This window comes from Paenibacillus sp. J22FR21 (genome assembly GCF_056269135.1).
This window is the reverse complement of sequence record NZ_JBWDNJ010000006.1, coordinates 301580-325371: the sequence shown is the minus strand read 5'-3', so window position 1 is coordinate 325371 and position 23792 is coordinate 301580. Positions and strand designations below refer to the sequence as shown.

The 23792-nt window shown below is 53.9% G+C and carries 23 protein-coding genes; 17 read left to right on the top strand and 6 right to left on the bottom strand.

Annotated features, from left to right (window positions below; translation table 11 throughout):
• Positions 1 to 15: 15 nt before the first annotated feature.
• From AC0YNS_RS22380 to AC0YNS_RS22355, 6 genes are all read left to right on the top strand, one after another.
• Positions 16 to 1659 (top strand): DUF4091 domain-containing protein, encoded by a 1644-nt coding sequence (locus AC0YNS_RS22380; protein WP_475783170.1) that lies wholly within the window; start codon positions 16 to 18, stop codon positions 1657 to 1659.
• Positions 1660 to 1761: 102 nt separating this feature from the next.
• A complete protein-coding gene (rlmN, locus tag AC0YNS_RS22375) occupies positions 1762 to 2826 on the top strand; it encodes a dual-specificity RNA methyltransferase RlmN (protein WP_475783169.1) in 1065 nt (354 codons plus the stop codon).
• Between the two features lie 103 nt (positions 2827 to 2929).
• Positions 2930 to 3805, top strand: a complete 876-nt coding sequence (locus AC0YNS_RS22370; RefSeq protein WP_475783168.1) for an AraC family transcriptional regulator — start codon at positions 2930 to 2932, stop codon at positions 3803 to 3805.
• Between the two features lie 43 nt (positions 3806 to 3848).
• Positions 3849 to 4124, top strand: coding sequence for a hypothetical protein (locus AC0YNS_RS22365; protein ID WP_475783167.1), 276 nt, complete (start codon positions 3849 to 3851; stop codon positions 4122 to 4124).
• A gap of 148 nt (positions 4125 to 4272) precedes the next feature.
• Positions 4273 to 4752, top strand: coding sequence for a transcription elongation factor GreA (greA, locus tag AC0YNS_RS22360; RefSeq protein ID WP_475783166.1), 480 nt, complete (start codon positions 4273 to 4275; stop codon positions 4750 to 4752).
• A 238-nt stretch (positions 4753 to 4990) separates the two neighbouring features.
• On the top strand, positions 4991 to 5329 hold the full coding sequence (locus AC0YNS_RS22355; protein ID WP_090980272.1) for a hypothetical protein: 339 nt from the start codon (positions 4991 to 4993) through the stop codon (positions 5327 to 5329).
• Positions 5330 to 5414: 85 nt separating this feature from the next.
• On the opposite strand, the gene AC0YNS_RS22350 is transcribed toward AC0YNS_RS22355, so the two are convergent.
• A complete protein-coding gene (locus tag AC0YNS_RS22350) occupies positions 5415 to 6653 on the bottom strand; it encodes a helix-turn-helix domain-containing protein (protein WP_475783165.1) in 1239 nt (412 codons plus the stop codon).
• Between the two features lie 117 nt (positions 6654 to 6770).
• Here AC0YNS_RS22350 and AC0YNS_RS22345 point away from each other — a divergent pair, with 117 nt between their 5' ends.
• A complete protein-coding gene (locus tag AC0YNS_RS22345) occupies positions 6771 to 8216 on the top strand; it encodes a DEAD/DEAH box helicase (protein WP_475783164.1) in 1446 nt (481 codons plus the stop codon).
• 96 nt (positions 8217 to 8312) lie between these two features.
• Here AC0YNS_RS22345 and AC0YNS_RS22340 read toward each other — a convergent pair whose 3' ends face one another.
• Positions 8313 to 9248 carry an NAD(P)/FAD-dependent oxidoreductase gene (locus AC0YNS_RS22340; protein WP_475783163.1) on the bottom strand — a complete coding sequence of 312 codons (936 nt, stop codon included), beginning with the start codon at positions 9246 to 9248 and terminating at the stop codon, positions 8313 to 8315.
• Positions 9249 to 9367: 119 nt separating this feature from the next.
• Here AC0YNS_RS22340 and desA point away from each other — a divergent pair, with 119 nt between their 5' ends.
• Both desA and AC0YNS_RS22330 read left to right on the top strand, forming a co-directional pair.
• Positions 9368 to 10405 (top strand): Delta(5) desaturase DesA, encoded by a 1038-nt coding sequence (gene desA, locus AC0YNS_RS22335; RefSeq protein WP_475783162.1) that lies wholly within the window; start codon positions 9368 to 9370, stop codon positions 10403 to 10405.
• Positions 10406 to 10526: 121 nt separating this feature from the next.
• Positions 10527 to 11387 (top strand): MBL fold metallo-hydrolase, encoded by an 861-nt coding sequence (locus AC0YNS_RS22330; protein WP_475783161.1) that lies wholly within the window; start codon positions 10527 to 10529, stop codon positions 11385 to 11387.
• A gap of 622 nt (positions 11388 to 12009) precedes the next feature.
• On the opposite strand, the gene AC0YNS_RS22325 is transcribed toward AC0YNS_RS22330, so the two are convergent.
• The gene (locus AC0YNS_RS22325; protein ID WP_475783326.1) at positions 12010 to 12843 is read right to left on the bottom strand and encodes a 1,4-dihydroxy-6-naphthoate synthase; all 834 of its coding nucleotides are present in this window, start codon (positions 12841 to 12843) and stop codon (positions 12010 to 12012) included.
• A gap of 2 nt (positions 12844 to 12845) precedes the next feature.
• A complete protein-coding gene (locus tag AC0YNS_RS22320; RefSeq protein ID WP_475783325.1) occupies positions 12846 to 13541 on the bottom strand; it encodes a futalosine hydrolase in 696 nt (231 codons plus the stop codon).
• 467 nt (positions 13542 to 14008) lie between these two features.
• Here AC0YNS_RS22320 and AC0YNS_RS22315 point away from each other — a divergent pair, with 467 nt between their 5' ends.
• The 3 genes from AC0YNS_RS22315 (at position 14009) to AC0YNS_RS22305 (ending at position 17076) form a co-directional block, all read left to right on the top strand.
• Entirely contained in the window at positions 14009 to 14974 is a 966-nt protein-coding gene (locus AC0YNS_RS22315) for a quinone oxidoreductase family protein (protein ID WP_475783160.1), read from the top strand.
• A gap of 53 nt (positions 14975 to 15027) precedes the next feature.
• The gene (locus AC0YNS_RS22310) at positions 15028 to 15306 is read left to right on the top strand and encodes a hypothetical protein (RefSeq protein WP_090980258.1); all 279 of its coding nucleotides are present in this window, start codon (positions 15028 to 15030) and stop codon (positions 15304 to 15306) included.
• A 165-nt stretch (positions 15307 to 15471) separates the two neighbouring features.
• Entirely contained in the window at positions 15472 to 17076 is a 1605-nt protein-coding gene (locus AC0YNS_RS22305; protein WP_475783159.1) for a flavin monoamine oxidase family protein, read from the top strand.
• A gap of 529 nt (positions 17077 to 17605) precedes the next feature.
• On the opposite strand, the gene AC0YNS_RS22300 is transcribed toward AC0YNS_RS22305, so the two are convergent.
• Complete coding sequence (locus AC0YNS_RS22300; protein WP_090980254.1) at positions 17606 to 17737, bottom strand: DUF4023 domain-containing protein; 132 nt, start codon at positions 17735 to 17737, stop codon at positions 17606 to 17608.
• Positions 17738 to 17956: 219 nt separating this feature from the next.
• Between AC0YNS_RS22300 and AC0YNS_RS22295 the strand changes: the two genes are divergently transcribed.
• The 4 genes from AC0YNS_RS22295 to AC0YNS_RS22280 all read left to right on the top strand — a co-directional run bounded on the left by AC0YNS_RS22295 (position 17957) and on the right by AC0YNS_RS22280 (position 21472).
• Positions 17957 to 18250, top strand: coding sequence for a hypothetical protein (locus AC0YNS_RS22295; protein ID WP_475783158.1), 294 nt, complete (start codon positions 17957 to 17959; stop codon positions 18248 to 18250).
• Positions 18251 to 18378: 128 nt separating this feature from the next.
• Positions 18379 to 19218 (top strand): sulfite exporter TauE/SafE family protein, encoded by an 840-nt coding sequence (locus AC0YNS_RS22290; RefSeq protein ID WP_475783157.1) that lies wholly within the window; start codon positions 18379 to 18381, stop codon positions 19216 to 19218.
• A 61-nt stretch (positions 19219 to 19279) separates the two neighbouring features.
• On the top strand, positions 19280 to 20200 hold the full coding sequence (locus AC0YNS_RS22285; protein ID WP_475783156.1) for a helix-turn-helix domain-containing protein: 921 nt from the start codon (positions 19280 to 19282) through the stop codon (positions 20198 to 20200).
• Between the two features lie 144 nt (positions 20201 to 20344).
• Positions 20345 to 21472 (top strand): glycosyltransferase WbsX family protein, encoded by a 1128-nt coding sequence (locus AC0YNS_RS22280; protein WP_475783155.1) that lies wholly within the window; start codon positions 20345 to 20347, stop codon positions 21470 to 21472.
• A 50-nt stretch (positions 21473 to 21522) separates the two neighbouring features.
• On the opposite strand, the gene AC0YNS_RS22275 is transcribed toward AC0YNS_RS22280, so the two are convergent.
• Complete coding sequence (locus AC0YNS_RS22275; protein WP_475783154.1) at positions 21523 to 22782, bottom strand: multidrug effflux MFS transporter; 1260 nt, start codon at positions 22780 to 22782, stop codon at positions 21523 to 21525.
• Positions 22783 to 22994: 212 nt separating this feature from the next.
• Between AC0YNS_RS22275 and AC0YNS_RS22270 the strand changes: the two genes are divergently transcribed.
• The gene (locus AC0YNS_RS22270) at positions 22995 to 23786 is read left to right on the top strand and encodes an amino acid ABC transporter substrate-binding protein (RefSeq protein ID WP_475783324.1); all 792 of its coding nucleotides are present in this window, start codon (positions 22995 to 22997) and stop codon (positions 23784 to 23786) included.
• The last annotated feature ends 6 nt before the right edge of the window (positions 23787 to 23792 follow it).

The window sequence follows — 23792 nt, the reverse complement described above, 5'->3', positions numbered from 1 at the left end:
AAGGAGGAAGTATCGATGAACGTAAACCATAACCAGCTGGAGACGCGGTGCGTCAGCTCACTCGTCAAAATTTTCGCCCAGGACGGCGAGCTCCAAGAGCCTGCATATCAGAAGGGCAGCGCCCTCCGGGGTGAAGTTTATTCCTTTCAAGTAGCCTATCGCAGTGCGCAGATGCGCAAGAACATCAACCTAACTGTCACTTCCCAGCTGCAAAATAGTACAATCACCATCCGTTCCGTCGGACTTGTTCCATCGGAAATGCCTATGTATGCCGATCATGATGCGCGGATCTTCCAAGCGACGCCGGGACTATTTCCCGATCCGCTGTATCCGATCGCCAATGGTGTGACGGCACTCCCGAATGTGTGGAGCTCCGTGTGGGTAACTGTAGAAGTGGATCGCGCTGAGCAGGGCGGCACATTCGAAATTGCGATTGCTTTCGAAACCTCAGAAGGGGAGCAGCTTGCTCAAGAGAGCTTCGCGCTCACCGTCATTCCGAGCGAGCTGCCTGAGCAGAAGCTGATCCACACCGAGTGGTTCCATACCGATTGTATTGCGACGCAGTACAACGTACCGGTGTTCAGCGAAGAACACTGGCGCTTGCTGGAAGCTTTCATCGGCACGGCCGTCAAGCATGGCATTAATCTGCTGCTGACGCCGCTGTTCACGCCGCCGCTCGATACGGCTGTCGGGGGAGAGCGTCCTACCGTACAGCTGGTGGATGTCCAGAAGGCAGGCAACCTGTATAAGTTTGGTTTCGAGAAGCTGGACCGCTGGGCGGACATGTGTCTGGCTGCCGGCGTACGTTACTTCGAGTTCTCGCATCTGTATACCCAGTGGGGGGCGAAGCACGCGCCTAAAATCATGGCTCATGAGAATGGCGAATACAAGCGGATTTTCGGCTGGGATACGGAAGCTTCCGGCGAGGAATATCGCAGCTTCCTGGGCCAGCTCATTCCGGAGCTGCTGAAGTGGGTGGAGGGCCGCGGTTTGCAGAACCAGGTCTACTTCCACATTTCCGATGAGCCGAGCATGAGCGCACTCGAGGATTATCGCCAAGCGAGCGACTGGCTAAGACCGATGCTGCAAGGGTATCCGGTTATCGATGCCTTGTCCGATTATGAATTCTATGAATCCGGACTTGTTCCACGTCCAATACCGGCGACGAATCATATCGAGCCTTTCCTTGAAGCAGGCGTTCCGGACTTGTGGACGTACTATTGCTGCGGACAATACAAGGAAGTCTCTAACCGATTCTTCACGTTCCCATCAGCTCGAAACCGGATCCTCGGCGTGCAGATGCACAAGTTCGGGATCACCGGCTTCCTGCATTGGGGCTTTAATTTCTGGTACAGCCAATATTCGATCAAGCCGATCAACCCGTATATAACAACGGATGCCGGCCATGCGTTTCCATCGGGAGATGCCTTCCTTGTCTACCCGGGAGAAGAGGGTCCGATCGAATCGATCCGCATGGAAGTGTTCTATGAGGCGCTGCAAGATATGAGAGCATTTGCACTGCTGGAAGAGTTGGGCGGTAAGGATGAGCTGCAAGCACTTATTGGCAACATTACGTTCAGCAGCTACCCTGCAGAGAGTGAGTGGCTGCTCGATCTACGCGAAACGGTGAACAAGCGAATTGCCGAAATCATAGGCTAGAATGGCAGACTCCGTGATCCGCCCTTGTGTTCGCCTCGGAATTTTGGGACAATACTAGTCAGATAGGGACGAATACAAGGTGTTGAAAAGAGGATAACGGATATGCAACATAAACCATCCATATATGGCTTCACATTCGACCAGCTCACAAACTGGCTTGGGGAGCATGGACATAAACCGTCGCGCGCGCGGCAAGTATGGGATTGGCTGTACCGGAAACGGGTTACGACATTCGGGGCGATGACGGATGTGAATGGAGCTTGCCTGGCGTTATTGGCAGAGCACTTCGACATTCAGACGCTCGGCGAACATACGAAACAAGAATCGGCGGACGGCACGATTAAGTTCCTGCTCAAGCTGCATGACGGCAATCTGATCGAGACCGTGCTCATGCGGCATAAATTCGGGTTGTCCGTCTGCGTAACGACGCAGGTCGGCTGCAATATCGGCTGCAGCTTCTGTGCAAGCGGCCTGCTTGCTAAGAGCCGCGACCTGACAGCGGGCGAAATCGTCAGCCAGATTATGAAGGTGCAAGTGCATCTGGATGCCGCGCAGCAAGGCGAATTGGTCAGCCACATCGTCGTGATGGGGATCGGGGAGCCGTTCGATAATTTCGAGAACATGGTCGACTTCATCGAAACCGTCAAGGATCATAAGGGTCTTGCCATCGGGGCTAGACATATTACCGTTTCCACAAGCGGTTTAGCTGACAAAATCGTAGCGTTCACCGATCGCAACCTCGGCGTTAATCTGGCGGTTTCGCTGCATGCGCCGAACAATGAGCTGCGCACGCGCATCATGAAGATCAATCGCGCTATTCCGATCGAGCCGTTGATGAAGGCCATCGATTATTACCTGAGCAAGAATAAGCGCCGTGTGACGCTGGAATATATTTTGCTCAAGGATGTTAATGACCAGACGGAGCATGCCCTGCAGCTTGCAGAGCTTATCGGCGATCGCCGTCAGCTTGTGAACGTGAACTTGATCCCGTACAATCCGGTCGATGAACACAGCCAGTATCAGCGCAGCGAGCAGGAATCGATCCGCATCTTCTACGATACATTGAAGAAGCAATCCGTCAGCGTTAGCGTCCGTCTCGAGCACGGAACGGATATCGACGCCGCCTGCGGCCAACTGCGCAGTAAGCAAATCAAAGCTACCGTATAAGCAACCAGATTAAGCAGGCGCATCCCGTGTCATACTAGGCGATGCGCCTTTTTTGTGCAGCTTCGCAAGAAATGTCAGGTGCTCGGGGCAGGGATGGCCTAACATGAATGGTAAGGAGGTGATCCGAATGGAAGAGGAAGAGCGGTATGCCGGAATATGGCGGGCCGCCGGATATGCGGAGGAGCATTTGCAGGAGGAGCTTCGGTTGGAGGAGCTTGCTAAGCTTGCGGGGTATTCTCCGTTTCATTTTCACAGGCTGTTCTATGCTTGCACGGGAGAGACGCTGTCCCACTATATTCGAGAGCGCCGTTTGGCGTATGCGGCGAGAAGGCTGCGGGGCTCGGAGCAGTCGGGCACGGGAATCGGCTTTGATATCGGATATGGGAGCCATGAATCCTTTATTCGCTCGTTTATGAAACGATTCGGGGAGCCTCCCCAATCCCTGCGAAGGAGAGCATGTACGATGAGAGAACCGGTGTTGATTGACCGCGAGATGATTCATCTCGCAGGCGTGTTATGCACGACGGATACGTCGAAGGATCGCAACATTGCACAGGCCTGGAAATCGCTCAGCCGCGTCTGGGCGAGTATTCCGGGTAAGGTAAACGAACAGATTTGTTTCGGTCTGGAAATTTACAATCCGCAATCAAGCGGAGATCGGGAGAGGCAGTTTGCTTATTTGGCCGGCACCGAGGTGGCAGACCCGGCGGCAACGATGCCGGGAGAGGCTCGGGTGTTCACCATCCCCGGCGGAAGATATGCGGTCTTCACGCATGTTGGTTCAACCGAACTGCTCGGTGAAACATTCCATTATATTTATGGGGAGTGGCTCCCGGCTTCCGGCGAGGCGCTGCGCAGCTTGGATGACAGCGGCTTTGATTTTGAATACTACGATGCCCGTTTCCAAGAAGGCCGAGCGGATTCAGAGCTTGATGTCTATGTACCCCTATGTCCAATCGTCTCGCCATCATCTGAATAGGATAGCGTAGTAGTAACTACGCGATGAAGGATGGATGCGAGTGATGGCCAGAGCTAAAGGTCAAGCCAAGGTGGTCAAACGCGAGAACCAGGTCTATTCCAGCCGGGTAGTCCGCTCGGAGTTTGGAAAGTATTGGAGAACCTCACTAACCGGAAGCGGATATGTCGTGTATACGGCCACCCGAAAGGATGCGAAGGTAACCGTGCTGCTGAGTACCGGCGCTTCCAAATTGCTTGTTTTCCCTAGTGGCGGCAAGGTTTTGGTAGGCGGCGGGGGAGTGAGTCATTACAGTAAACCCCATGTGGCGATTGATCTTTAATGACAGAATAGCTTAACAATTTTTGTAAAGGTTTCCCTCTTATAGGGAGCCTTTTTTTTGTCAACAATTATTGGGGTGGGCACCTGAGGCGACATACGGCCCTAAATCAGGTAGAATAGAGGAATACCATGGAACGGGAGCTGTAACGATGTCTAACGAAGAAATGATTTTGACTAAAGAGGGCTTTGCTAAATTGCAGGAGGAGCTTGACGACCTCAAGTACGTGAAACGCAAGGAGCTGGCCGAACGGATTAAGCTTGCCATTAGTTACGGGGACCTGAAAGAGAACAGCGAATATCATTCCGCGAAGAATGATCAATCATTCTTAGAAACACGCGTCATCATCTTAGAGAAAATGCTCAATACGGCCCGCATCGTGGAGACTGACCCGAATAATTCAGGTTCGGTTCAAATCGGCTCGAGCGTCATCTTGAACGATGTGGAGTTCAACGAACGGATTGAATATCAAATCGTAGCTCCGGCGGAAGCGGATGTACAGGACAACAAAATTTCCTACGAGAGCCCGCTTGGCAAAGAGCTGCTGGGCAAAACGGTTGGCAGCCGGATCAATGTAAATGCACCGATGGGCGTTATCGTGTATGAGCTGCTTGAGGTCAAAGCGCTCTAATTCTATATTTCGTAAAGCCGCCGGCGATGCTGCATTGTCATTAAGTTACTTATCTTAATGAAATTGCAGCATCGCCGGCGGCTTTTTTCGTGTTTGCTGTAGGATCCCCGGCATCTCTCCCGAACGGAAAACCGCGCAATCGCGGAAGGCCATCGCCTTCCATGGCAAGCGTACAGGCCGCCTTGCTCGTCTGTGAATACAATGTGGTGTATTCCAAAACAAGGAAGGAGATAATACCTTGAAACGTAATTATCCACACATGGGCCAAGTTGCCGGTGCAAACATGGGTCCAAACATGGGGCCGAATATGGGACCTAACATGGTGGCAGGCGCAAACGACCAATTCTGTCCAGACTGCCCTACACAAACCATCTATGATCCTCCGGTTACGCAATACGAGAACGTCTTCCATCCGCAGCTTGTAAACGTTGTTCACGCCGTAGAAGTTGTAAAGCAGCATCACTGCTGCCCTGTATATCAACACTGCTACACGTATTCCGAGAAAGATGTCATGGTTTCGAGCGTGAAACGCGGCAAACGCACAAAAACATCCTCCAAAAAACGCACCAGAAAATAGTTTCTTTCTAACAAACAATGACCCGCACAGGGACACTTTAAAAAGAAGTGTTTCCTGCTGCGGGTCATTTGTTTGAATCGCGCAGTTAGAGGATGTCGTGATCCTCTATAAGATAATGCCCCATTCGAAGTGCTGCTTCCGCATTACCTGTTCTTGCGTAATAATGAAACAATTGCTGTTCTGACCGTCTGATGAGATACACATAGCCGAATTTGCGAAAGACCGGCAGCGCCTCGTCGTTCATATACTGGTAGTACTCCGCCTCTTTGCCATTGATCAGGAGGAGCAGCATCGTGAAGAGTAAGATGAAGACTTGATCCTTTAAAGCCTTAGCGCCTGTCAGGCCCGCCTGGGCCAGCCGCTCCAGCTCTTCCGCTTGCAGCAGACCTCCCATGAAACAGCTCCGAAGATAGCCTTCTAACGACAGCAAATAAGGAAGCGTTCGAGGATTCTTAAGCTCCATGGATTGTTTGTAGAAGCCGCTCGACTTCTTGAATTCCTTACGACGCAAATACTCATAGGCTAAATTATGTATGACTTTGGCTTTTCGGTCCGGCGCATTGCACATATCGCAGCTCTGAATTAAATTCTCGAACCGTGCGATCACTTCTTTAAAATCATGCTGCGGATCATCCTGCACTTGAATGAGCATCAGCATCTCCGCATCGATGACACGGAGGAAGCAGTTCATCTCTTTGAAGAAATTCCGTGCTTTCTCTGCGTAGAAGTAGGCCATGACCTCAGACCTCATCGTATGATAGGCCATAGCCAAATGGTGGAAATACTCCGGGTTATTATATTCCTTATCGTTAATGGTCTTGAGCGTTGCGACGGCCTCTACATGATTCTGCTTGGATATATGATAGATGCCTTCTACATGCTTCAGGAGGTTGCTTTCGAAGTCAGGCAGCCGCTCCGCTGTTTTGCGAATGCGATTGATGATGCGCAGCGCCATCTCCACCTCATTCTTAAGCAGCAGGTACTTCGCTTGAAGCAGCAAATAAAGCTTTTCATACTCGGAGATTCGCAGAAGCGCTTCCTGCTCGAGCTCCGCCTTGATAATTTCCATGTCCGCGGATAACTGCTTCACGATGGCATCATGCCAGTCGTACAGCCTTTTCTTGATGTTGCTGAACTTCGCCAGCTCGCAATCCATGCTGATGCCAAGCCGCACGCACAGCAGGTCAAGCACTTCTTGGGAGTAGTCGGTAATGCCCCGTTCGATTTTGCTGATATGGGTGTCCGAGCAGATGCCAAGTCCCAATTGATCTTGTGTCAATTCTGCTCGTTCGCGGTAGAATTTGATGATTTTCCCTTCATGCACTGGGATGAACCCCCTGCTGTCACAATTTCATGGTAAGGCTATTGTACCAAAACAACGGCATCGAGGTAAAATTAGGATATACTAGTAACATCCCAATGATTCGGCGAAGGAGCAATTATGCAAGTAAACCCTTTTCACACGTATCCATTAAGCGAGGAAATCGTTCGTGCACTAGATCATCTTGGTTATACGGAGCCGACACCGGTTCAGAGCAAAGTCATCCCGGAGGTGCTCGCGCAGCGCGACCTCACCGTTCGATCCCAGACCGGAAGCGGCAAAACGGCCGCCTTCGGCATTCCGATCTGCGAGCTCGTGGAATGGGAGGAGAACAGACCGCAGGCGCTTGTGCTCACGCCAACGCGTGAGCTGGCGGGGCAGGTCAAAGAGGATCTGATTAATATCGGCAGATTCAAGCGCATTAAGGTGGTTGCCATTTATGGCAAGCAGCCGTTCGCCCAGCAGAAGCTGGAGCTGCAGCAGAAGGTCCATATCGTCGCGGGTACGCCCGGGCGCGTGCTGGATCATATCAACCGCGGGACTCTGGATGTTGATCGGCTGCGTTACCTGGTCATCGATGAAGCGGATGAGATGCTTAACCGCGGATTTATCGAGCAGGTGGAGTCCATCATCAAAGAGTTGCCCAAGGACCGAGTCACGCTGCTGTTCTCCGCAACGCTGCCGCCGGACGTGGAGCAGCTGTGCCATCGACATATGAAGGACCCTGTTGATATCGAGATCGAAACGGCAGGCATTACGACGGATCGGATTGCTCACACGCTCTACATCGTGAAGGACGAGAGAAAGCCGGAGCTGCTGAAAGCAGTCACTACGATCCAAAATCCGGACAGCTGCATGATTTTCTGCCGCACGCAGGAAGCAGTTGACCAGGTCAGCCGTATGCTAAGACAAAGCGGATATCCCTGTGACAAAATCCACGGAGGCATGGAGCAAAATGATCGTTTCAGCGTCATGCATGCCTTCCGCAGGCGGGAGTTCCGCTACCTAGTGGCAACCGATCTGGCGGCCCGCGGGATCGATATCGAGAATATTACGCATGTCATCAACTATGACCTGCCGATGGACAAAGAGAACTTCGTACATCGTACGGGCCGCACCGGGCGCGCAGGACAGAGCGGTATCGCAATTACGTTCGCTACGCCGAGTGAGGGCAGATACCTCGACGATATTCAAGGCTATATCGGCTTCGAGCTGCCGCGGGCAGATCCGCCAAGTGCAGCACAGGTTGCTGAAGCTAAGGAAGCCTTCGAAGAGAAGCTTAGCGCAATGGATGCGCCGCGCCTCGATAAACGAGAGCTGCTGAGTCAGGATATTACGAAGCTGTATTTTGGCGGCGGGAAGAAGAAGAAGCTGCGGACAGTGGACTTTGTCGGGACGATCGCGAAGCTGGAAGGGATGACTGCAGCAGATATCGGCATTATTACGATTGAGGATAGCGCGACCTTCGTGGAGATTTTGAACGGCAAAGGTTCCCTTGTCCTGCGGGCGATGAAGAACACGACCGTGAAAGGGAAGCTGCTTAAAGTACATATTGCGAACAAGTGAGGCTCGCTGAAGAATTGGAGCTTTGCTGATCCGGATATGTGGCGTGAAAGGCCGGCGTAGGCAACTCATCGGCCCGATCACGTACGTCGCCTGCGGCTACGGCCGCTGCGGCCGCCTCATGTTCAGCAATGTTTTATGAATCCAGATGGCAGCTTGTGCGCCTTCGCCCATTGCGATGGACACCTGCTCGGCATGTACGGCGACGTCACCGGCTGCCCAGACGCCGGGGATACTGGTCATTTTGCTTCGCGAATCGGTCCAGATATGGCTGTTCTCGTGCAGCTTGGCGCCTAGCTGACGGGCGAGCGAGGATCTCACCTCATTGCCGCCATAAGCGAGAAACGCGCGATCTGCCTCGATGTGGGTGCCATCCTGCAAGATGACGCCCTGCAGATTGCCATCGCTATCGGCATTGATGCTCAGGTGCTCCGCTCTCCGATAAGCGATCGAAGCGGATGCCAGCTGCTCTTGCAAGGGGGCGCTTGTTGTCTGCGACTCCGGTGCTTGGTCGATATAGAGCAGCTTGTCCGTCCATGTGCGCAAAGTGAGCGCCATGCGGGCACCTGCGTCGCCGGCTCCGAGCACGAGCGTGCTGCGATTCCTTATCTCGTATCCGTCACAATCCGGGCAGACGAATACGGTGAGTCCCAGACATGGCCGCAGCTCCGGATAATCCGGCAGCCGATCCATGACGCCTGTAGCAATCAGCAACGTCCGCGATTGGTAAGTCGCGCTCCCGGTCTTGCTGCCGTGAAGCTCAAACAAGCTGGCGGAGATGCTGCGAGCTTCGAGAATGGTATCCGTTATGACTGGGATGCCATAATCGGCCGCCTGCGCAAGACCTGCCTGTCGAAGAGTATAGCCGGATACACCACCTGGATATCCCAGCAGATTTCGATAGCTGCGGCAGATCTTGGAGCGTCCATCATCGGAATCGATGACGAGCACGTCGTGCATCGCATACCGCCCGAGCTGAATAGCCGCCTGCAGTCCGGCGATTCCGCCGCCGATGATGATGCAGTCATAAATCATCAGGGCACCTCCTAAAGTTCGTAAGAATTAATGGAACGACTTGTGCCTATCTTTCGTAGTACCGTTATTGATACAATAAGACTGAGAATAGCAGCGTAGAGAGAGGACTAAACAACCTAATGATAGAAGCAGAGCAAGGCCATTGGCGTAAGGAAATTGCAGCATTTGAACGACCGAAGCTCAAGAACAGTATTTGGCAAATCATCAATACGATCGGACCTGTAGTGCTGTTATGGCTCGCTGCTTACCTCTGCTTATCCATCTCCCCTTGGTTGACAGTCGGTGTTTCAATTATCGCAGGCGGATTTCTCGTTCGGACTTTTATTATTTTCCATGATTGCTGTCACAAGTCATTTTTCAAAAATCGTAAAGCCAATGATATCGTCGGCACCATTACGGGCATCATGACTTATGTCCCTTATATGCAATGGAAGCAAAGCCACACAGTCCATCATGCGACTTGCGGCAACCTCGATCGTCGAGGTACGGGAGATATTTGGACGCTGACAGTTGACGAATATTTGAGCGCTTCACCGCTGCGCCGACTCGTGTATCGGTTGTATCGCAATCCATTTATTATGTTTACGATTGGCCCGATTTACATCTTCTTGATCGATTATCGTTTCAATCGCAAACGGGCGAGCACGAAAGAGCGGATAAACACGTATATCACGAATGCCGGAATTGTAGCTGTAGCTGCCCTGCTTTGCTGGGCTGTTGGCTGGCAGGCATTTCTTCTGATTCAGGGTACGATCTTCTTTATCTCAAGTATTGCGGGGATTTGGTTGTTTTATGTGCAGCATCAATTCGAGGAGTCGTATTATGAGGCGGATGCCGAATGGGACTTCGTGAAGGCCGCCATGCATGGCAGCTCTTATTATAAATTGCCGCGTATTCTGCACTGGATCACGGGCAACATCGGGTTCCATCATATCCACCATTTAAGCCCTCGGATTCCAAACTATAACTTGGAAGCGGTTCATGAGACGAACCCGCGTATGCAGGATGTTAGAACGATTACGATTCTTACGAGCTTGAGCTCGCTTAATTTCCGTTTGTGGCATGAGCCCAGCAAGAGATTAATCGGGTTTCGCGATATGAAGCGGCTTATGCAGATTGCGAAGACAACTACTGCTACTGCCGCTGCTGAATTATAATCGAAATAGAGATGGGTCGCTCTCCAAGCTTAGGTTGGAGGGCGATTGTTTGTTTATAGGTGGGATTGCGGTGAAATACATCGTAATAAATTCGGGACCAATTAGGGAGGCTGCGGTTGTTATGATTAAACTAAAAGACGGGGCGCTGACGCTGTTTGAGAGTGCGCTGTATAAAACGATGTCGGCCGTCATTGAGACCGAGGATGCCATTATTATCGTCGACCCGTGCTGGCTGCCTCATGAGGTAGAAGAGATCAAGCAATATGCCGAAGAGGTGGCAGGTGGAAGACCGAAATATGTGTTGTTCACGCACTCGGATTACGATCATATTATCGGATACGGGGCTTTTCCGGATGCGCAAGTGATTGCATCTGCTGCGCTGGCGGATAAGAATGCGGCTGAGAAGGATGCTATTCTCGAGCAAATTCGGGACTTCGAGGACAGCTACTATTTGGAGCGTGACTATGAGATCGCTTATCCGGTTGTGCAGCACCGAGCGGAGTACGATGGTCAGGTGTTGCGGCTGGCCGGCGAAACGAAGCTGACTTTCTATCTGTCGCCGGGGCACAATGATGATGGCATGTACACGGTGGTGGAGCCGCTTGGGCTGCTGCTTGCCGGTGATTATTGGTCGGATATTGAGTTTCCTTATATCTATTTCAGCAGCACATTGTACGAAGCGAGCATCCGCAAGCTGGATACGATCTTGGCTGCACATTCCATCGTGCGGTTGATCCCGGGTCACGGGAACTCGACCATGGATGTGGAGGAGATGAAACGCCGTCAAACGGCGGATTTTGCATACATAGCGGCGATGCGGGAAGCCGTCGCTGCAGGAGATCAGGCCGCTATCGATGCGCTGATTGAAGGCTGCCTGTTCCCTCGCAATTTGCGCAAGTTCCATCTGGGCAATCAGCAATTGTTGGAGCGGGAGCTTGGGGCTGGGGGAAGGGGTAGCAATCTGGGTAACCCAGCCACCTAATACCCAGCAACATAGCATTAAAGCAGCTCAACAACGCAACACTCGGCAGCCCAGCAATAAGTAGCTCAACAGCTCCATACCCGGTAAACTCAGCAATAAGTAGCTCAACAACACCATAACCGGTAACCCGGCAATAAGTAGCTCAACAAGGCCATACTGGGAAACTGGGAAACCCAGTAATAGTAGCTCAACAGCTCCATACCCGGTAAACTCAGTAATAACTAGCTCAACAACACCATAACCGGTAACCCAGCAATAAAATAGCTCAACAACGCAACACCCCGGCAACTCGGACCCCAATGCTCGCTTGTGGCAAGCTGCTACGGGTCGGTTTTGAAATGCTGCATTTCATGCAACATTTTTTACGGAAATGAGGTCTCATTGAGGGAATGTTGCGCTATATGCAACATTTTCTTCTCCGAGCGCCTCATTGCTGCTATAAGAGTTAATATGTTGCATAATCTGCAACATTGGGACGTTTGAGGCCACTTAGAGGGGTGGAATGCTGCATTTTCTGCAACATTTCCTGAGTGGACTCTAGCCACTTTGTGAAAATGATTATGCAAAACAAGAGCTGCCCCAAAAGTCGGATACTTTTGGGGCAGCTCTTGTTTTTGTGAGTTTAGAGGCGAAGCTTGGCTAGGTCGAATGTCGGCACAAGGCCTTCTTCGGCAGCTCGTCCGAGGAGTGCTTCGACGGCGGCATAGCCGCTTTCGCCGAGGCTCGCCGAGTAGTCGTTGACATACAGCGCGATGTGCTGCTTGGCAACGTCCGGCGACATCTCCTGCGCATGCTGCATGACATAAGCAGCAGACTCTTCAGGATGTTCCCAGGCGTATTCGACCGAGGCACGGATCCACGATGTGAGCGATGCTGCATCGAGGGAACGGCGGACGATAATGGCGCCGAGCGGAATAGGCAGACCGGTATCGGATTCCCACCAGCTGCCAAGGTCAGCCATCATGTTGAGACCGTAGTTCTGATAGGTGAAGCGGGCTTCATGGATGACGAGACCCGCGTCGATGGAGCCGTCTCTGACCGCGGGCATGATTTCATGGAAGGGCATGACGACGATTTCCATATTACCGTCAGGGACAAGCTGTGCCGCCCACAGACGGAATAGCAGGTAAGCAGTCGAGCGATCGCTTGGCACGGCAATTCTTTTGCCTGCGAGCGCAGCCGGATTGCCTGCTTCGCCTTTGGTCAGCACGAGTGGACCGCATCCGCGGCCTAGTGCGCCGCCGCAAGGCAGCAGAGCGTAATCATCGAGCACCCATGGCAGTGCGGCGTAGGAGATTTTGAGTATCTCGGGACCGGCGCCTTTCGCCGCCCAATTGTTCGTAATATCGATATCCGCGTAGGTCACATCAAACTCCGGTGCCCCCGGAATCAATCCGTGCACCAAGGCGTGGAATACAAAGGTATCGTTCGGACATGGAGAGAACGCTATATTCATTGTCATTGGAGCACCTCCTTTAGAATTGCGCTGCCGCGCTCAAGCGCTTGAAGCGCGTCGCCGATGCGCCACGCTTCGCGGTCACGCGGGCCGACCGCGTTCGAGATCGCGCGCAGCTCCAGCACCGGCACGCCGAAATGCCGGGCTGCGCTTGCCACGCCGAAGCCTTCCATCGCTTCGGCTGCGGCTTCCGGCACTCGCCGCACATGCTCCGCCGCTGTGGCGGCAGTGCCTGTTGCCGTTGTCACGGTGAGCACCGGCCCCGTGACAACCGGCAGACCGGCCGCGCTAAGCGCCGCGGCCAAAGCGCTCGCGCTGCGCGCGCAGACCCCGGAGCGGGATGAGCCGAAACCGAGCTCATCTACGCTGGCGAAGCCGCCCGGGGTCTCGACGCCTAGGTCGGCGGCGATGATCTCGCTCGCGACCACAAGCGAGCCGAGCGCGGCCCGCCCGGCGAAGCCGCCGGCGATGCCTGCGCTGACGACCAGGCGGTACCCGCCCGTGGTCGCGCCGGCGCTGCTCTTGCCAGCGAAGCCGGCCGCCGACTCGGCGGCGCTTGCGCCATCGCCGAAGCTCGCCGAGCCGGCGGAGCTCCCGCTTTCAGCGCCACGCGCGCTCCCTGCAGCAGCGTCCGCGCTAGCCGCTCGGCCGCCAGCCTCGGCGGAACTCGCTCCACCGGCGTCTATGCTCGCCGGAATGGAGCTCGCAGTCGCGGCGCTATCCTCGGCAATGCTCGTCCGCGCCGTACCCGCGCCGCCACCCAGCGCCAGCGTCGCCGCCGTTACGGCTGCGGCCGCCGACGGGCCAACACCCGCGGCGATCACGTGAAACTGCGCCGCCTCCGGGCCGAGCCCGCGCAGCACGGCGTCTCGCTCGGCATCGACAGCCGTCACAATTAAAATGCGACGAGCATCTTCCTCTATCTTTTCCCTATATATTTCATTGCTCCCACTGCTCCCACTGCTCCCATTGCTTGGCATCACCATGAACATCCCCTTACTCACGCTGAAACGGTATAGACCGAACGTTACTGTAGAGGTATTGTATCATTTTTTCGGAGGATATCCTAAGCGAGGGGGTTCCGCTTTAGTTGGGCCAACTTGAGACGAGCACGCGTTAAGAGTAAGCTAGAGGTTGAATCCATGGCGAGGTGACAGACAACAATATGAAAGCATTAGTTTTCCATACATTCGGAGGGCCGGAGGTGCTGACCCTTCAAAATATCCCGGAGCCGGCGCTTCAGGAAGGCACTATAAAAGTTCGCACACAAGCGATCGGTCTCAATTATGCGGATATCTATCGGCGGCGCGGTAACTACCATCTGGTCGGTGAGCCGCCTTACATACTGGGTTATGAGGGAGCTGGCGTGGTCGAGGAGGTTGCTTCTGATGTGGAGGGCATTCAAGTCGGAGACCGCGTCGGGTTCGCGGATGTACCGCATGCGAATGCGGAGCTTGTCCTTGTGCCTGCTGACCGAGTCATCAAGCTTCCGGAAGGCATCAGCTACGAGGCAGCCGCAGCCGTACTGCTGCAAGGGCTGACGGCGCAATATCTTGTGAACGACAGCTACGTGGTGAAACAAGGTGATAAGGTGCTTGTTCACGCAGCGGCAGGTGGTGTTGGTCAGCTGCTCATTCAATTATGCAAGGCTAGAGGAGCTCAGGTCGTCGGCTTGACATCCAGCCCGGAGAAACGTGATGCAGCGCTCGAGGCAGGGGCCGACGAGGTGTTCCTGTATAACACAGATTGGGTGAGTGACGTGTTAAAATGGTCTTCGTCTGCAGGCTTCAATGTGGCTTACGATTCCGTAGGTTCTACGTTGATGGACAGCTTTAAAGCGGTTCGGATCAAAGGTACGGTCGTTTTCTTCGGAATGGCAGGAGGCGATCCGGCACCGGTTGATCCGCGGATGCTGATGGATACGAGCAAAACCCTAACCGGCGGCGATCTCTGGAACCACATCACATCAGCCGAAGAACGCAGCAGGCGCGGTAGAACGTTGTTTGCGGATATGCTGGAGGGCAGGCTTCGCCTATCGGAGCCCACAACATTCCCGCTTGCCGATGGCGCTGAGGCCCATCGCTATCTGGAGAGCCGTGCGAGTACGGGCAAAATTTTGCTGATTCCCTAACTGTGATGATACAATGGTTTTACCACAATTACCCGACTAGGAGTTGACCCCACATGAGTGAAGAAATCAACATGCAAGAGATGGTTCAGTTCATCGCCGGTAAAACAAAAGCTGCACCGAGCAGCATCGAGCAAGTGCTGCAGCATGAGCAGACGTTTATCAACAACGCGCAAGAAGATAAGAATGGCGAAGTGAATATCGACAGCGACGAGCTGGTGGATTATATTTTGAGCCGGCCGGGGCTGAAGCTGGACGAGCTGACGGTGGAAACGATTTTGGACGTTGAGATGGAATATTTGATGGATAAAGGCATTGCCGGCTATATCGACTAAAGGTATCTAAACGAGGCTGAGGCCCATGACTCTTGCTTAAGAGTTGTGGGCTTCTTTGTTGTGCGCGGAAAATCGCAGAGCGCCGTTTCCTCTTCCATTCGGACTGCACATACATAGTACTAGATTGATAGAAAGATAGTGGAACAGTCCATGAAGGAGGATCGTATGCCTCATACCGCGCTGGCTCGATTATTTAAAGACATGTATGTCGTTCTTGAAGAGGCTAACCAGAGAAAAATCCCTTTTGAACAAGTCATATACGAATGGAAAAGAAAAGCCGCCCATCCGCTCGCACTGCCTCATGCCGAGCCTGTTACTTCCCCTTTTCATCCCCCGGTACAAGCTTCACGCTCTGTACTCGCATCCCGAATTGCCATTATTGGAGGCGGCCTCGCTGGTCTGACATGCGCATATCGGCTGGAGCAGGCAGGCTTCACACCGGTAGTGTTCGAGGCTGATCATAAAAAGATTCCCGGCCGCGTGGACACCCGGCGCGGCGCTTTTGACGATGGGCAGTCGATTGAGCGCGGCGGTATGCTGATTGATACCGGTCATGTTGCGTTGCGCGGGCTGATTGAGGAGCTTGGGCTTGCGCTGAATGATTTGCTGGCTGCTGAGGTGGGGGGTACGGAGCCTTGCTATTACTTTGACGGCGCGCCTTACACGCTGGCGGACGCGACGCGAGACTTCCAGGCGGTAGTGCCGAAGCTGAATGCGGACTTGAAGGCGGCCGGATTTCCGACAATGTATAACCAATATACGCCGCGGGGGCTTGAGCTCGACCGGATGTCGGTGGTGGATTGGATTGAAGAAAGTGTGCCCGGCGGCAAGCTTTCGAAGTTTGGGAAGCTGATCGATATTGCCTGCAACATCGAGTACGGGGCGGAGTCCTCGCAGCAAAGCGCCTTGAATTTCCTGTATCTGCACGATTACATCCCGGAAGGGGAGAAGTTTAGCGTGTTCGGCGTGTCGGATGAGCGGTACCATGTGCGCGGGGGGAACGATCAAATCGCGCATCGGCTGATGGACAGGCTTGCGCCGGGCACCTTGCAGCGCGGCTGCCGGTTAATCGCGATTGCGGAGGCGGCAGATGGCAGCTACCGGCTGACCCTGCAGGATCGGAGCGGTACGCATGAGGTGGCAGCGGAGCATGTGGTGCTCACGATCCCGTTCTCGATACTGCGCAGTTCCGTGGATTACAGCAAGGCGGGGTTTCGGCCGCTCAAGCTTGCAGCGATCGAAGAGCTCGGCATGGGGGCAAACAGCAAGCTTCATGTACAATTCACCGACCGCCACTGGACTTCGACCGGCTGTAACGGCGACACCATCACAGACGGCGGGTATCAAAATACATTCGATGTCACCCGCGGTCAGCCAGGTAAATCGGGTATTCTGGTTGCGTACACTGGGGGTAATGTGGCAGAGGGGATGAACCTCGGCTCGCTGCCGGAGCGAGCGCAGCAGTTCCTGCATCAGTTGGAGGCGGTGATACCCGGTATGACACAGCGCTGGAACGGCAAGGTGACGCGCGACTACTGGCCGGGCAATCCCTTCTCGCTCGGTTCGTACGCTTACCGCAAGGTGGGGCAGTACACCAAGTTTACGGGCATCGAAGGGGAGCGCGAGGGCAGCAAAGGCGCCTGCCATTTTGCCGGAGAACACACCTCCGTCGTCTTCCAAGGCTACATGAACGGCGCCGTCGAAACCGGCCAGCGCGCCGCAGAGGAGATCATGGAAGCGCTGCGGGCGGCGGACGAGAGCGAAGAGTAGCATCCAGAACCACACATCCGCGCGCAAGCGGTGGCAACGAGCAAAGAGTAGCCCCCAGAACCACACATCCGCCGAAAGTCGGCGGGAACGAGTAAAGAGTAGTACCCAGAACCACACATCCGCCGAAAGTCGGCGCGAACGAGTAAAGAGTAGTACCCAGAACCACACATCCTCCGAAAAGTGGTGGCAACGAGCAAGAGTAGCACGCAGAGCAACTAAAGAAGCTAACCTAGAGGTCCACATGGCTGAGAAATTAGCGAAATTAGCTCAAGAAGCCCACCTAGAGGTCCACATGGCTGCGAAAGCACTCATTCCGTCACAAGAAGCCCACCTACAGATCCACATTACAGCGAATCCGGCAAATATGGCTCAAGTAGCGCGTCCTGAGATCTACATGACAGCAAATGCAGCAAATTTCGTGCATGAAGCTAACCCAGGGGTCTACATGGTAGTCGAATACGAAGCCAGCCCAAAAAGGCGGTGCAGGAATACACCTGCACCGCCTTTTTCCTGTCCAAACCGCCCGAGGCTACTTGTTCGTGGCGTGCTGTTTGTTACCCAGCTGTTTGGCCGGGGCACCCTTGCCCTGGCGCTGTTTGTTGCCTTCGGCTTTGGCCTGCGTATCGTGCACCTTGTTCACGAAATCGCTCGTTTGATCCATGTGGTTACCTCCTTCGGAATTCGCCTCATTTAGTCTGACCAGACCCTGCCGCAAACATGCAAGAAACGCCTATTTTACGTAGTTTTTGCGCCTTTTCGTCACAATCTATGAATATCGTAAAATAAATTTTGCAACTGCTATTTTCCGACATTTTACACTCTTGTTTCCTTCTATGAAAGCGCTACAATAATAGTAACAACAACCCAGGAGGTGATTACTATGAGCCATGAGGAAGAGGTAATTTCAGAAGAAATTTCAAGCGAGCTGGAAGCAGCAGAGGAAGTAGCTGCAGCTAGCGAAGAAGCTGCAGAAGAAGCAGCGGCTGAAGCATCCGAGGAAGCCGAAGAAGCAGCTGAAGAAGCTGAGGAAGCGGCAGAAGAATCCGAGGAAGAAGCATCTGAAGAAGAAGCATCTTCTGAAGAAGAAGCAGCTGTAGAAGCTGAAGAATCCGAGGAAGTTGCGGAAGAAGCTGCTGCCGAAGAAGAAGCAGCGGAAGGTGAAGCGACGGAATAATGATATCCATCATTTCTTATAAACAATAAGGGCTTTCCCGAGTGTCTGTTCATGGACGCGGGGGAGCTCTTATTTTTGTATAATAGGAGGCAGAGGCTACAACACCGAAATGAGGGTAAACACGCGTCATGACTCTGGCTCTTAATGGTTTCATGTGGGACGTGCCCACACTGCTTGTTCTGTTCGTACTGGGATTAGTCGCTTCGACCTTCGGTGCCGTCGTCGGTCTCGGAGGCGGCGTGATCATTATACCTGCGCTGCTGCTGCTCGGTCCGTCCATGCTGGGCATGGACATCGATACAACGCTGGCGGTCGGCGTGTCGCTTGGCGTACTCGTATTTACTTCGCTGACTTCGACGATCACGTTCTATAGAGAGGGCAAAACCGATCTTCGCTGCGCGCTCTTCTTCTCCATCTCAAGCGGTCCCATGTCGGTGGTCGGCGCCAGCTTGACATCGCTGTTTGAGCCGGATGTTTTCCGCCGAGCGTTCGGCTATTTCATGCTGTTCATGGTCGTACTGCTGCTGCTTCGCAGCCGCATCAAACCGTTTCGCGGAACATGGCGATACACAACGTCCTACATAGACGGAAACGGAGCGCAGCTCGAATATGGTTACAGCATGCTGCCTGCTCTGCTCATCGGAGGAGGAGTTGGCCTAATCTCCGGATTGCTTGGCATCGGAGGAGGCGTGCTGCTTATTCCGGCCATGGTGCTGCTATTCCGGTTTCCGCCGCATATCGCGACGGCGACGTCGATGTCCGTCATCTTGGTTTCGGCACTGTTCGGCAGCGGCATGCATCTGTATCGCGGCGAGTGGGACTGGCAGCTTGTGCTGCCGCTTGCGCCAGGGGCGCTGATTGGCGGTTATGTTGGAGCGATTATCTCGCGCAAAATCGGCAGCAAGCTGCTCATTCGCATCATGTGCGCGGCGCTCGCGTTGTTTGCTATGCGTATGATTTTGACTTAGCAACTACCGCCATAGATCACCTATACTATAATTATCCTATTGTACCGGGAGGCATCGCTGCATGTCGCAACCTATACCGATCGGCCTGCTGCAGCTGGCCCCATACGTGCGGTATATTCACTACAATGAAGGCGATGAGCACTACCGCGTGCCGCGCAGAGTGATTTACGACTACGAGTTTATTTACGTAACAAAAGGCAGTGCTTGCTACACGCTCGGCGATGTGGACTATGTGCTGCGAGCAGGCGATCTGCATATCATTCCGCCACTCACACTTAATGCGTGCCGGGTGACGGAAGGTGGTTCCTTCGCTTATTATGCCTGCCACTTCGACCCGATCTATCTGGGCCGGGAGCAGGATTTCTCCGATGATGTATATGTAAAAGTGGACTATGCGAATCTACCCGAGGTTCCGGTGCAGGAGGAGCTGCTGGAGCGACAGACGCTGAAGTTCACTGATTTCGAGCTGCCGGCTGTGCACCATTCCGGAGCGCACGCTCATCGATTCGGCGAACGGTTCGCGGAGCTGCTGGATCTGTTCACCCGCAAACCATTCGGCTATCAGGTGCGGATGCGCGCCTGTCTGCTCGATGTGATCGGGCTGCTGCTAGCGGATACGCACACTTCCGAGGGGATCAAACAGGACAGCCCCCATAAGGCGATGATTGCGGAAATGATTGAGCTGATGCGTCAAGGCTATCGCACGGAGATCGACATCGACGGCATTGTACGCAGCTATGGCATGACGGCTAAGTATGCCCGGACACTGTTCAAACAAGCGACCGGCCTCTCGTGGACGCGCTACTTGGCGCGGTTTCGGATGGAGCGCGCCAAAGAGCTGCTGCACCAGGGAGAATTATCCGTTGGCGAAATTGCGGCGTTGTGCGGTTATGAGGATCTGCATTATTTTAGCCGCCTCTTCAAGAAGCTGGAAGGGATGCCGCCGCGGGCGTACGGAGATTCCTTGAGCGGTACTCCTTAGAAGCGGCTTGCGATGACCCGCCCATCCGCCCTTTCGCTTTTTGTGCAAAAACTAACGCCTGCGCTCCAAATACAGGATCATCGCAGCTGGGGTAGGATGGACCTAGCAGATGATCCTTTATTCGATTGGAGGCCGATTGATACGATGAGTAAACCAGTTGAAGTAGCCGTGTATTATTTTCCGAACTATCACGTGGATAAGCGCAATGAAGCTTGGCATGGTAAAGGGTGGACGGAGTGGGAGCTCACGAAGCGCGCCGAGCCGCGTTTTGCAGGACACGACCAGCCGAAAGTGCCGCTGTGGGGCTACGAGGATGAAGCAGACCCTGCCGTCATGTCGCGCAAAATTGACGCCGCTGCCGACCATGGCGTCGACACGTTTATATTTGATTGGTATTGGTATGAGGATGGGCCGTATTTGGATCGTGCGCTGGAGGAAGGTTTTCTTGGCGCGGACAACAACAGCCGATTGAAATTTGCCTTGATGTGGGCGAACCATGATTGGATGGATATCCATCCGGCTCAGCGGAGCACGCCGTATAATATTCTGGCGCAAGGCACGGTTAGCCGTGAAGCCTTTACACAGGCAACCGATCACATGATCCGGACGTACTTCACTCGGCCGAATTACTGGCGTGTGGATGGTAAGCTGTATTTCTCGGTGTACGAGCTGATGAGCTTGGTCAAAGGGCTCGGCAGCATCGAGGCGACAAGAGAGGCGCTTGATGATTTCCGTACTCGGGTTCGTGCGGCAGGACTCGGCGAGCTGCATGTAAATGCAGTCGTATGGGGCGTACAGATTCTCCCCGGCGAGCAGAAGATCACGAACGGCAACGAGCTTCTGGCTGCGCTGGGAATCGACAGCATATCCTCGTATGTATGGATTCACCATCAGGAGCTCCAGACGTTTCCGGAGACGCCTTATGCTGAGATCAGCGTGAAGTCAACTGAGGATTGGTCGAAATTCTCCGCGATGTACGGCTTGCCTTATTTGCCGAATGTGACGATGGGCTGGGACTCTTCGCCAAGGACGGTACAATCCGATGGGTATGAGAATCTGGGCTATCCGTATATGGGCATGCTGTCCGGCAACACTCCGGCGCAGTTTGAGCTGTCGCTGGTGAGGATGAAGCAGTTCCTCTCCCAAGAGCTGAATGGATTCCCGGCATTTACGGTTAACGCGTGGAACGAGTGGACGGAAGGCAGCTACTTGGAGCCGGATACGAAGAACGGGATGGCCTATCTGGAAGCGATCAAGCGCGTGTTTGGCTGAGCGAATATAATGGTATAGAAAAACCCCTTCACCGGGGGACGCAGCGTATGTTAGCGCTGCTGCCCGGATGAAGGGGTTTTTTGTGCTGTGTCTGCCATGGCCGATCTGCCGCCGACTAGCATGAAGAAGATCAGCAGCGCCAGAATATCGAGCGCGGCAATGATGATCCCCATCGGAATGGCCGTATTGCTGCCGGCAATGCCGACAAACGGCGCAACGATGGAGCCGAACAGGAACGACATGAGTCCTTGCAGCGCGGAAGCACTGCCGGCGGCATGGCCTTGACTGCGCATCGCGAGCGAGAAGCCCATTGTGGTCACAATCCCGACGCTTGCGACAACGAAGAAGAGAGGCAGCAATACGAGCAGCAGCGGCGCATGGATAAGCAGCATGAGCAGCAGCGTGACGCCGCCGAGCGCAGCCAGACAAAGTCCCGTGACGAGGAGCTTCACCTCGTCCACTCGGCCAGCCAGCCGGCCGGCGACTTGGCTTGCCACGATAATGCCGAGCCCGTTAATGGCGAAGCAGAGACTGAATATCTGCGGCGATACGCCATATACATCCTGCAGGACGAACGGCGAGCCGGAGATATAAGCAAACATCGCGGCCATGACGAAGCCCTGTGCGAGTGCGTAACCCATGAACGAACGGTTCGTCAGCAGCCCGCGGAACGTCGAGAGGGTATTTAGGATTCCGCCTTTTGCACGTCGGTTGATCGGAAGTGTTTCGGGAAGACCCAGAAGTACGGCGATAAACATGATAAGACCGATTGCACCAAGCACGACGAACACGCCATGCCAAGTCGTAAAATGAAGCAGCTGTCCTCCGAATATAGGGGCGGCAATCGGCGCAATGCCGTTGACCAGCATGAGCAGCGAGAAGAACTTGGTCAGCTCCGGCCCCGTATAGAGGTCACGCACAATCGCGCGTGCGATGACGATGCCGGCAGCACCGGCTAGACCCTGCACGAATCGCAATACGATGAACGTTCCGATCGATGGCGCGATTGCACATAGCAGCGAAGATACCGTGTACAGCAGCAAGCCAATCAGCAGCGGCTGTCGGCGGCCGCGAACATCGCTGATTGGGCCTGCGAACAGCTGCCCGAGTGCAAGTCCGATTAAGCAAGCGGTTAGGCTGAGCTGCGCGAGTGAGGTACTCGTGTTTAAATCATCTGCCAGCTTCGGCAGCGCGGGCAAATACATATCGAGCGACAGCGGTCCGAACGCGCTTAACGAGCCTAGGACGGCTGCCGTCCAGAGCCGTCTCGAGCGCGGCATGACGGCGGATTCGCCTGTCAGTGGATTCATAAGGTTACTTCCTTTCTGCTAGCCATGTAAGTAGCTCTATTTATTATAGTACAGCCCTTCGGACTGTCAACGAATGCGCCCATCATTGCGGCGAATTGCGAAATCCTATGGCTTATTCGAGGAGGAATGAACCAAGGAAGAAGTTAGCATACTATCCCCAAAGAACAATGGGGGGAATTACAACGATGATAGCTAGATCAAACCGCTTCTATATGACGCTTGCAGCTGCTGCGCTGCTGACCATTACTATGCCCGCATGCGGCAAGCAAGAATCAAACAATCATGCCGACGCGCCGGGCACCAATATGCTGGAAACGATTAAGGCAAAAGGGGAAATTACCGTTGGTACCGAAGGCACCTATGCTCCGTTCACCTTTCACGATAAAGACGGGAAGCTTACGGGCTTTGATGTGCAGATCGCGGAGGAAGTCGCCAAGCGGCTTGGCGTTAAAGCGAAGTTCGTTGAAACCAAATGGGACGGCATGTTAGCCGGACTTGATGCGAATCGCTTCGATATGGTAGCGAACGAAGTAACCATTCGGGACGATCGGAAGGAGAAATATGATTTCTCCGATCCCTATATTGTTTCAAAGGCTGTCCTCATCGTGAAGGAGAGCAACAACGACATCAAGAAGCTGGCTGATCTCAAAGGCAAGAAGTCAGGGCAGTCGCTGACGAGCGATCTAGGTGACATTGCCAAAGCAAACGGTGCGGAGATTGTGCAGATTGACGGCTTTAACCAAGCGATTGATCTGCTCACCTCGGGCCGAATCGATGCAACCATCAACGATAAGCTGAGCTTCCTGGATTTGAAGAAGCAGCGTCCGGATGTTCCGATTAAAGTAGTCGACGAGACGAATAGCGCCTCACAAAGCGGCTTGCTGCTCCACAAAGGCAATGCGGAGCTGGTCACCGCCATTAATAAAGCACTCGCGGACATGAAAGCGGACGGCACCTATTTGACGATTTCCAAAACCTATTTCGGCGAGGATGTATCGCAGTAAAGAGGG

Bases quoted from the DNA above. Each gene is read 5' to 3' on its own strand.
- AC0YNS_RS22290 (WP_475783157.1), top strand. From the start codon at position 18,379: ATGACTCTGGCTCTTAATGGTTTCATGTGGGACGTGCCCACACTGCTT.
- greA (WP_475783166.1), top strand. From the start codon at position 4,273: ATGTCTAACGAAGAAATGATTTTGACTAAAGAGGGCTTTGCTAAATTG.
- AC0YNS_RS22305 (WP_475783159.1), top strand. From the start codon at position 15,472: ATGCCTCATACCGCGCTGGCTCGATTATTTAAAGACATGTATGTCGTT.
- AC0YNS_RS22330 (WP_475783161.1), top strand. From the start codon at position 10,527: ATGATTAAACTAAAAGACGGGGCGCTGACGCTGTTTGAGAGTGCGCTG.
- desA (WP_475783162.1), top strand. From the start codon at position 9,368: ATGATAGAAGCAGAGCAAGGCCATTGGCGTAAGGAAATTGCAGCATTT.
- AC0YNS_RS22280 (WP_475783155.1), top strand. From the start codon at position 20,345: ATGAGTAAACCAGTTGAAGTAGCCGTGTATTATTTTCCGAACTATCAC.
- AC0YNS_RS22275 (WP_475783154.1), bottom strand. From the start codon at position 22,782: ATGAATCCACTGACAGGCGAATCCGCCGTCATGCCGCGCTCGAGACGG.
- AC0YNS_RS22345 (WP_475783164.1), top strand. From the start codon at position 6,771: ATGCAAGTAAACCCTTTTCACACGTATCCATTAAGCGAGGAAATCGTT.
- AC0YNS_RS22285 (WP_475783156.1), top strand. From the start codon at position 19,280: ATGTCGCAACCTATACCGATCGGCCTGCTGCAGCTGGCCCCATACGTG.
- AC0YNS_RS22300 (WP_090980254.1), bottom strand. From the start codon at position 17,737: ATGGATCAAACGAGCGATTTCGTGAACAAGGTGCACGATACGCAGGCC.
- AC0YNS_RS22270 (WP_475783324.1), top strand. From the start codon at position 22,995: ATGACGCTTGCAGCTGCTGCGCTGCTGACCATTACTATGCCCGCATGC.
- AC0YNS_RS22310 (WP_090980258.1), top strand. From the start codon at position 15,028: ATGAGTGAAGAAATCAACATGCAAGAGATGGTTCAGTTCATCGCCGGT.
- AC0YNS_RS22315 (WP_475783160.1), top strand. From the start codon at position 14,009: ATGAAAGCATTAGTTTTCCATACATTCGGAGGGCCGGAGGTGCTGACC.
- AC0YNS_RS22340 (WP_475783163.1), bottom strand. From the start codon at position 9,248: ATGATTTATGACTGCATCATCATCGGCGGCGGAATCGCCGGACTGCAG.
- AC0YNS_RS22325 (WP_475783326.1), bottom strand. From the start codon at position 12,843: ATGAATATAGCGTTCTCTCCATGTCCGAACGATACCTTTGTATTCCAC.
- AC0YNS_RS22370 (WP_475783168.1), top strand. From the start codon at position 2,930: ATGAATGGTAAGGAGGTGATCCGAATGGAAGAGGAAGAGCGGTATGCC.
- AC0YNS_RS22380 (WP_475783170.1), top strand. From the start codon at position 16: ATGAACGTAAACCATAACCAGCTGGAGACGCGGTGCGTCAGCTCACTC.
- AC0YNS_RS22365 (WP_475783167.1), top strand. From the start codon at position 3,849: ATGGCCAGAGCTAAAGGTCAAGCCAAGGTGGTCAAACGCGAGAACCAG.
- rlmN (WP_475783169.1), top strand. From the start codon at position 1,762: ATGCAACATAAACCATCCATATATGGCTTCACATTCGACCAGCTCACA.
- AC0YNS_RS22295 (WP_475783158.1), top strand. From the start codon at position 17,957: ATGAGCCATGAGGAAGAGGTAATTTCAGAAGAAATTTCAAGCGAGCTG.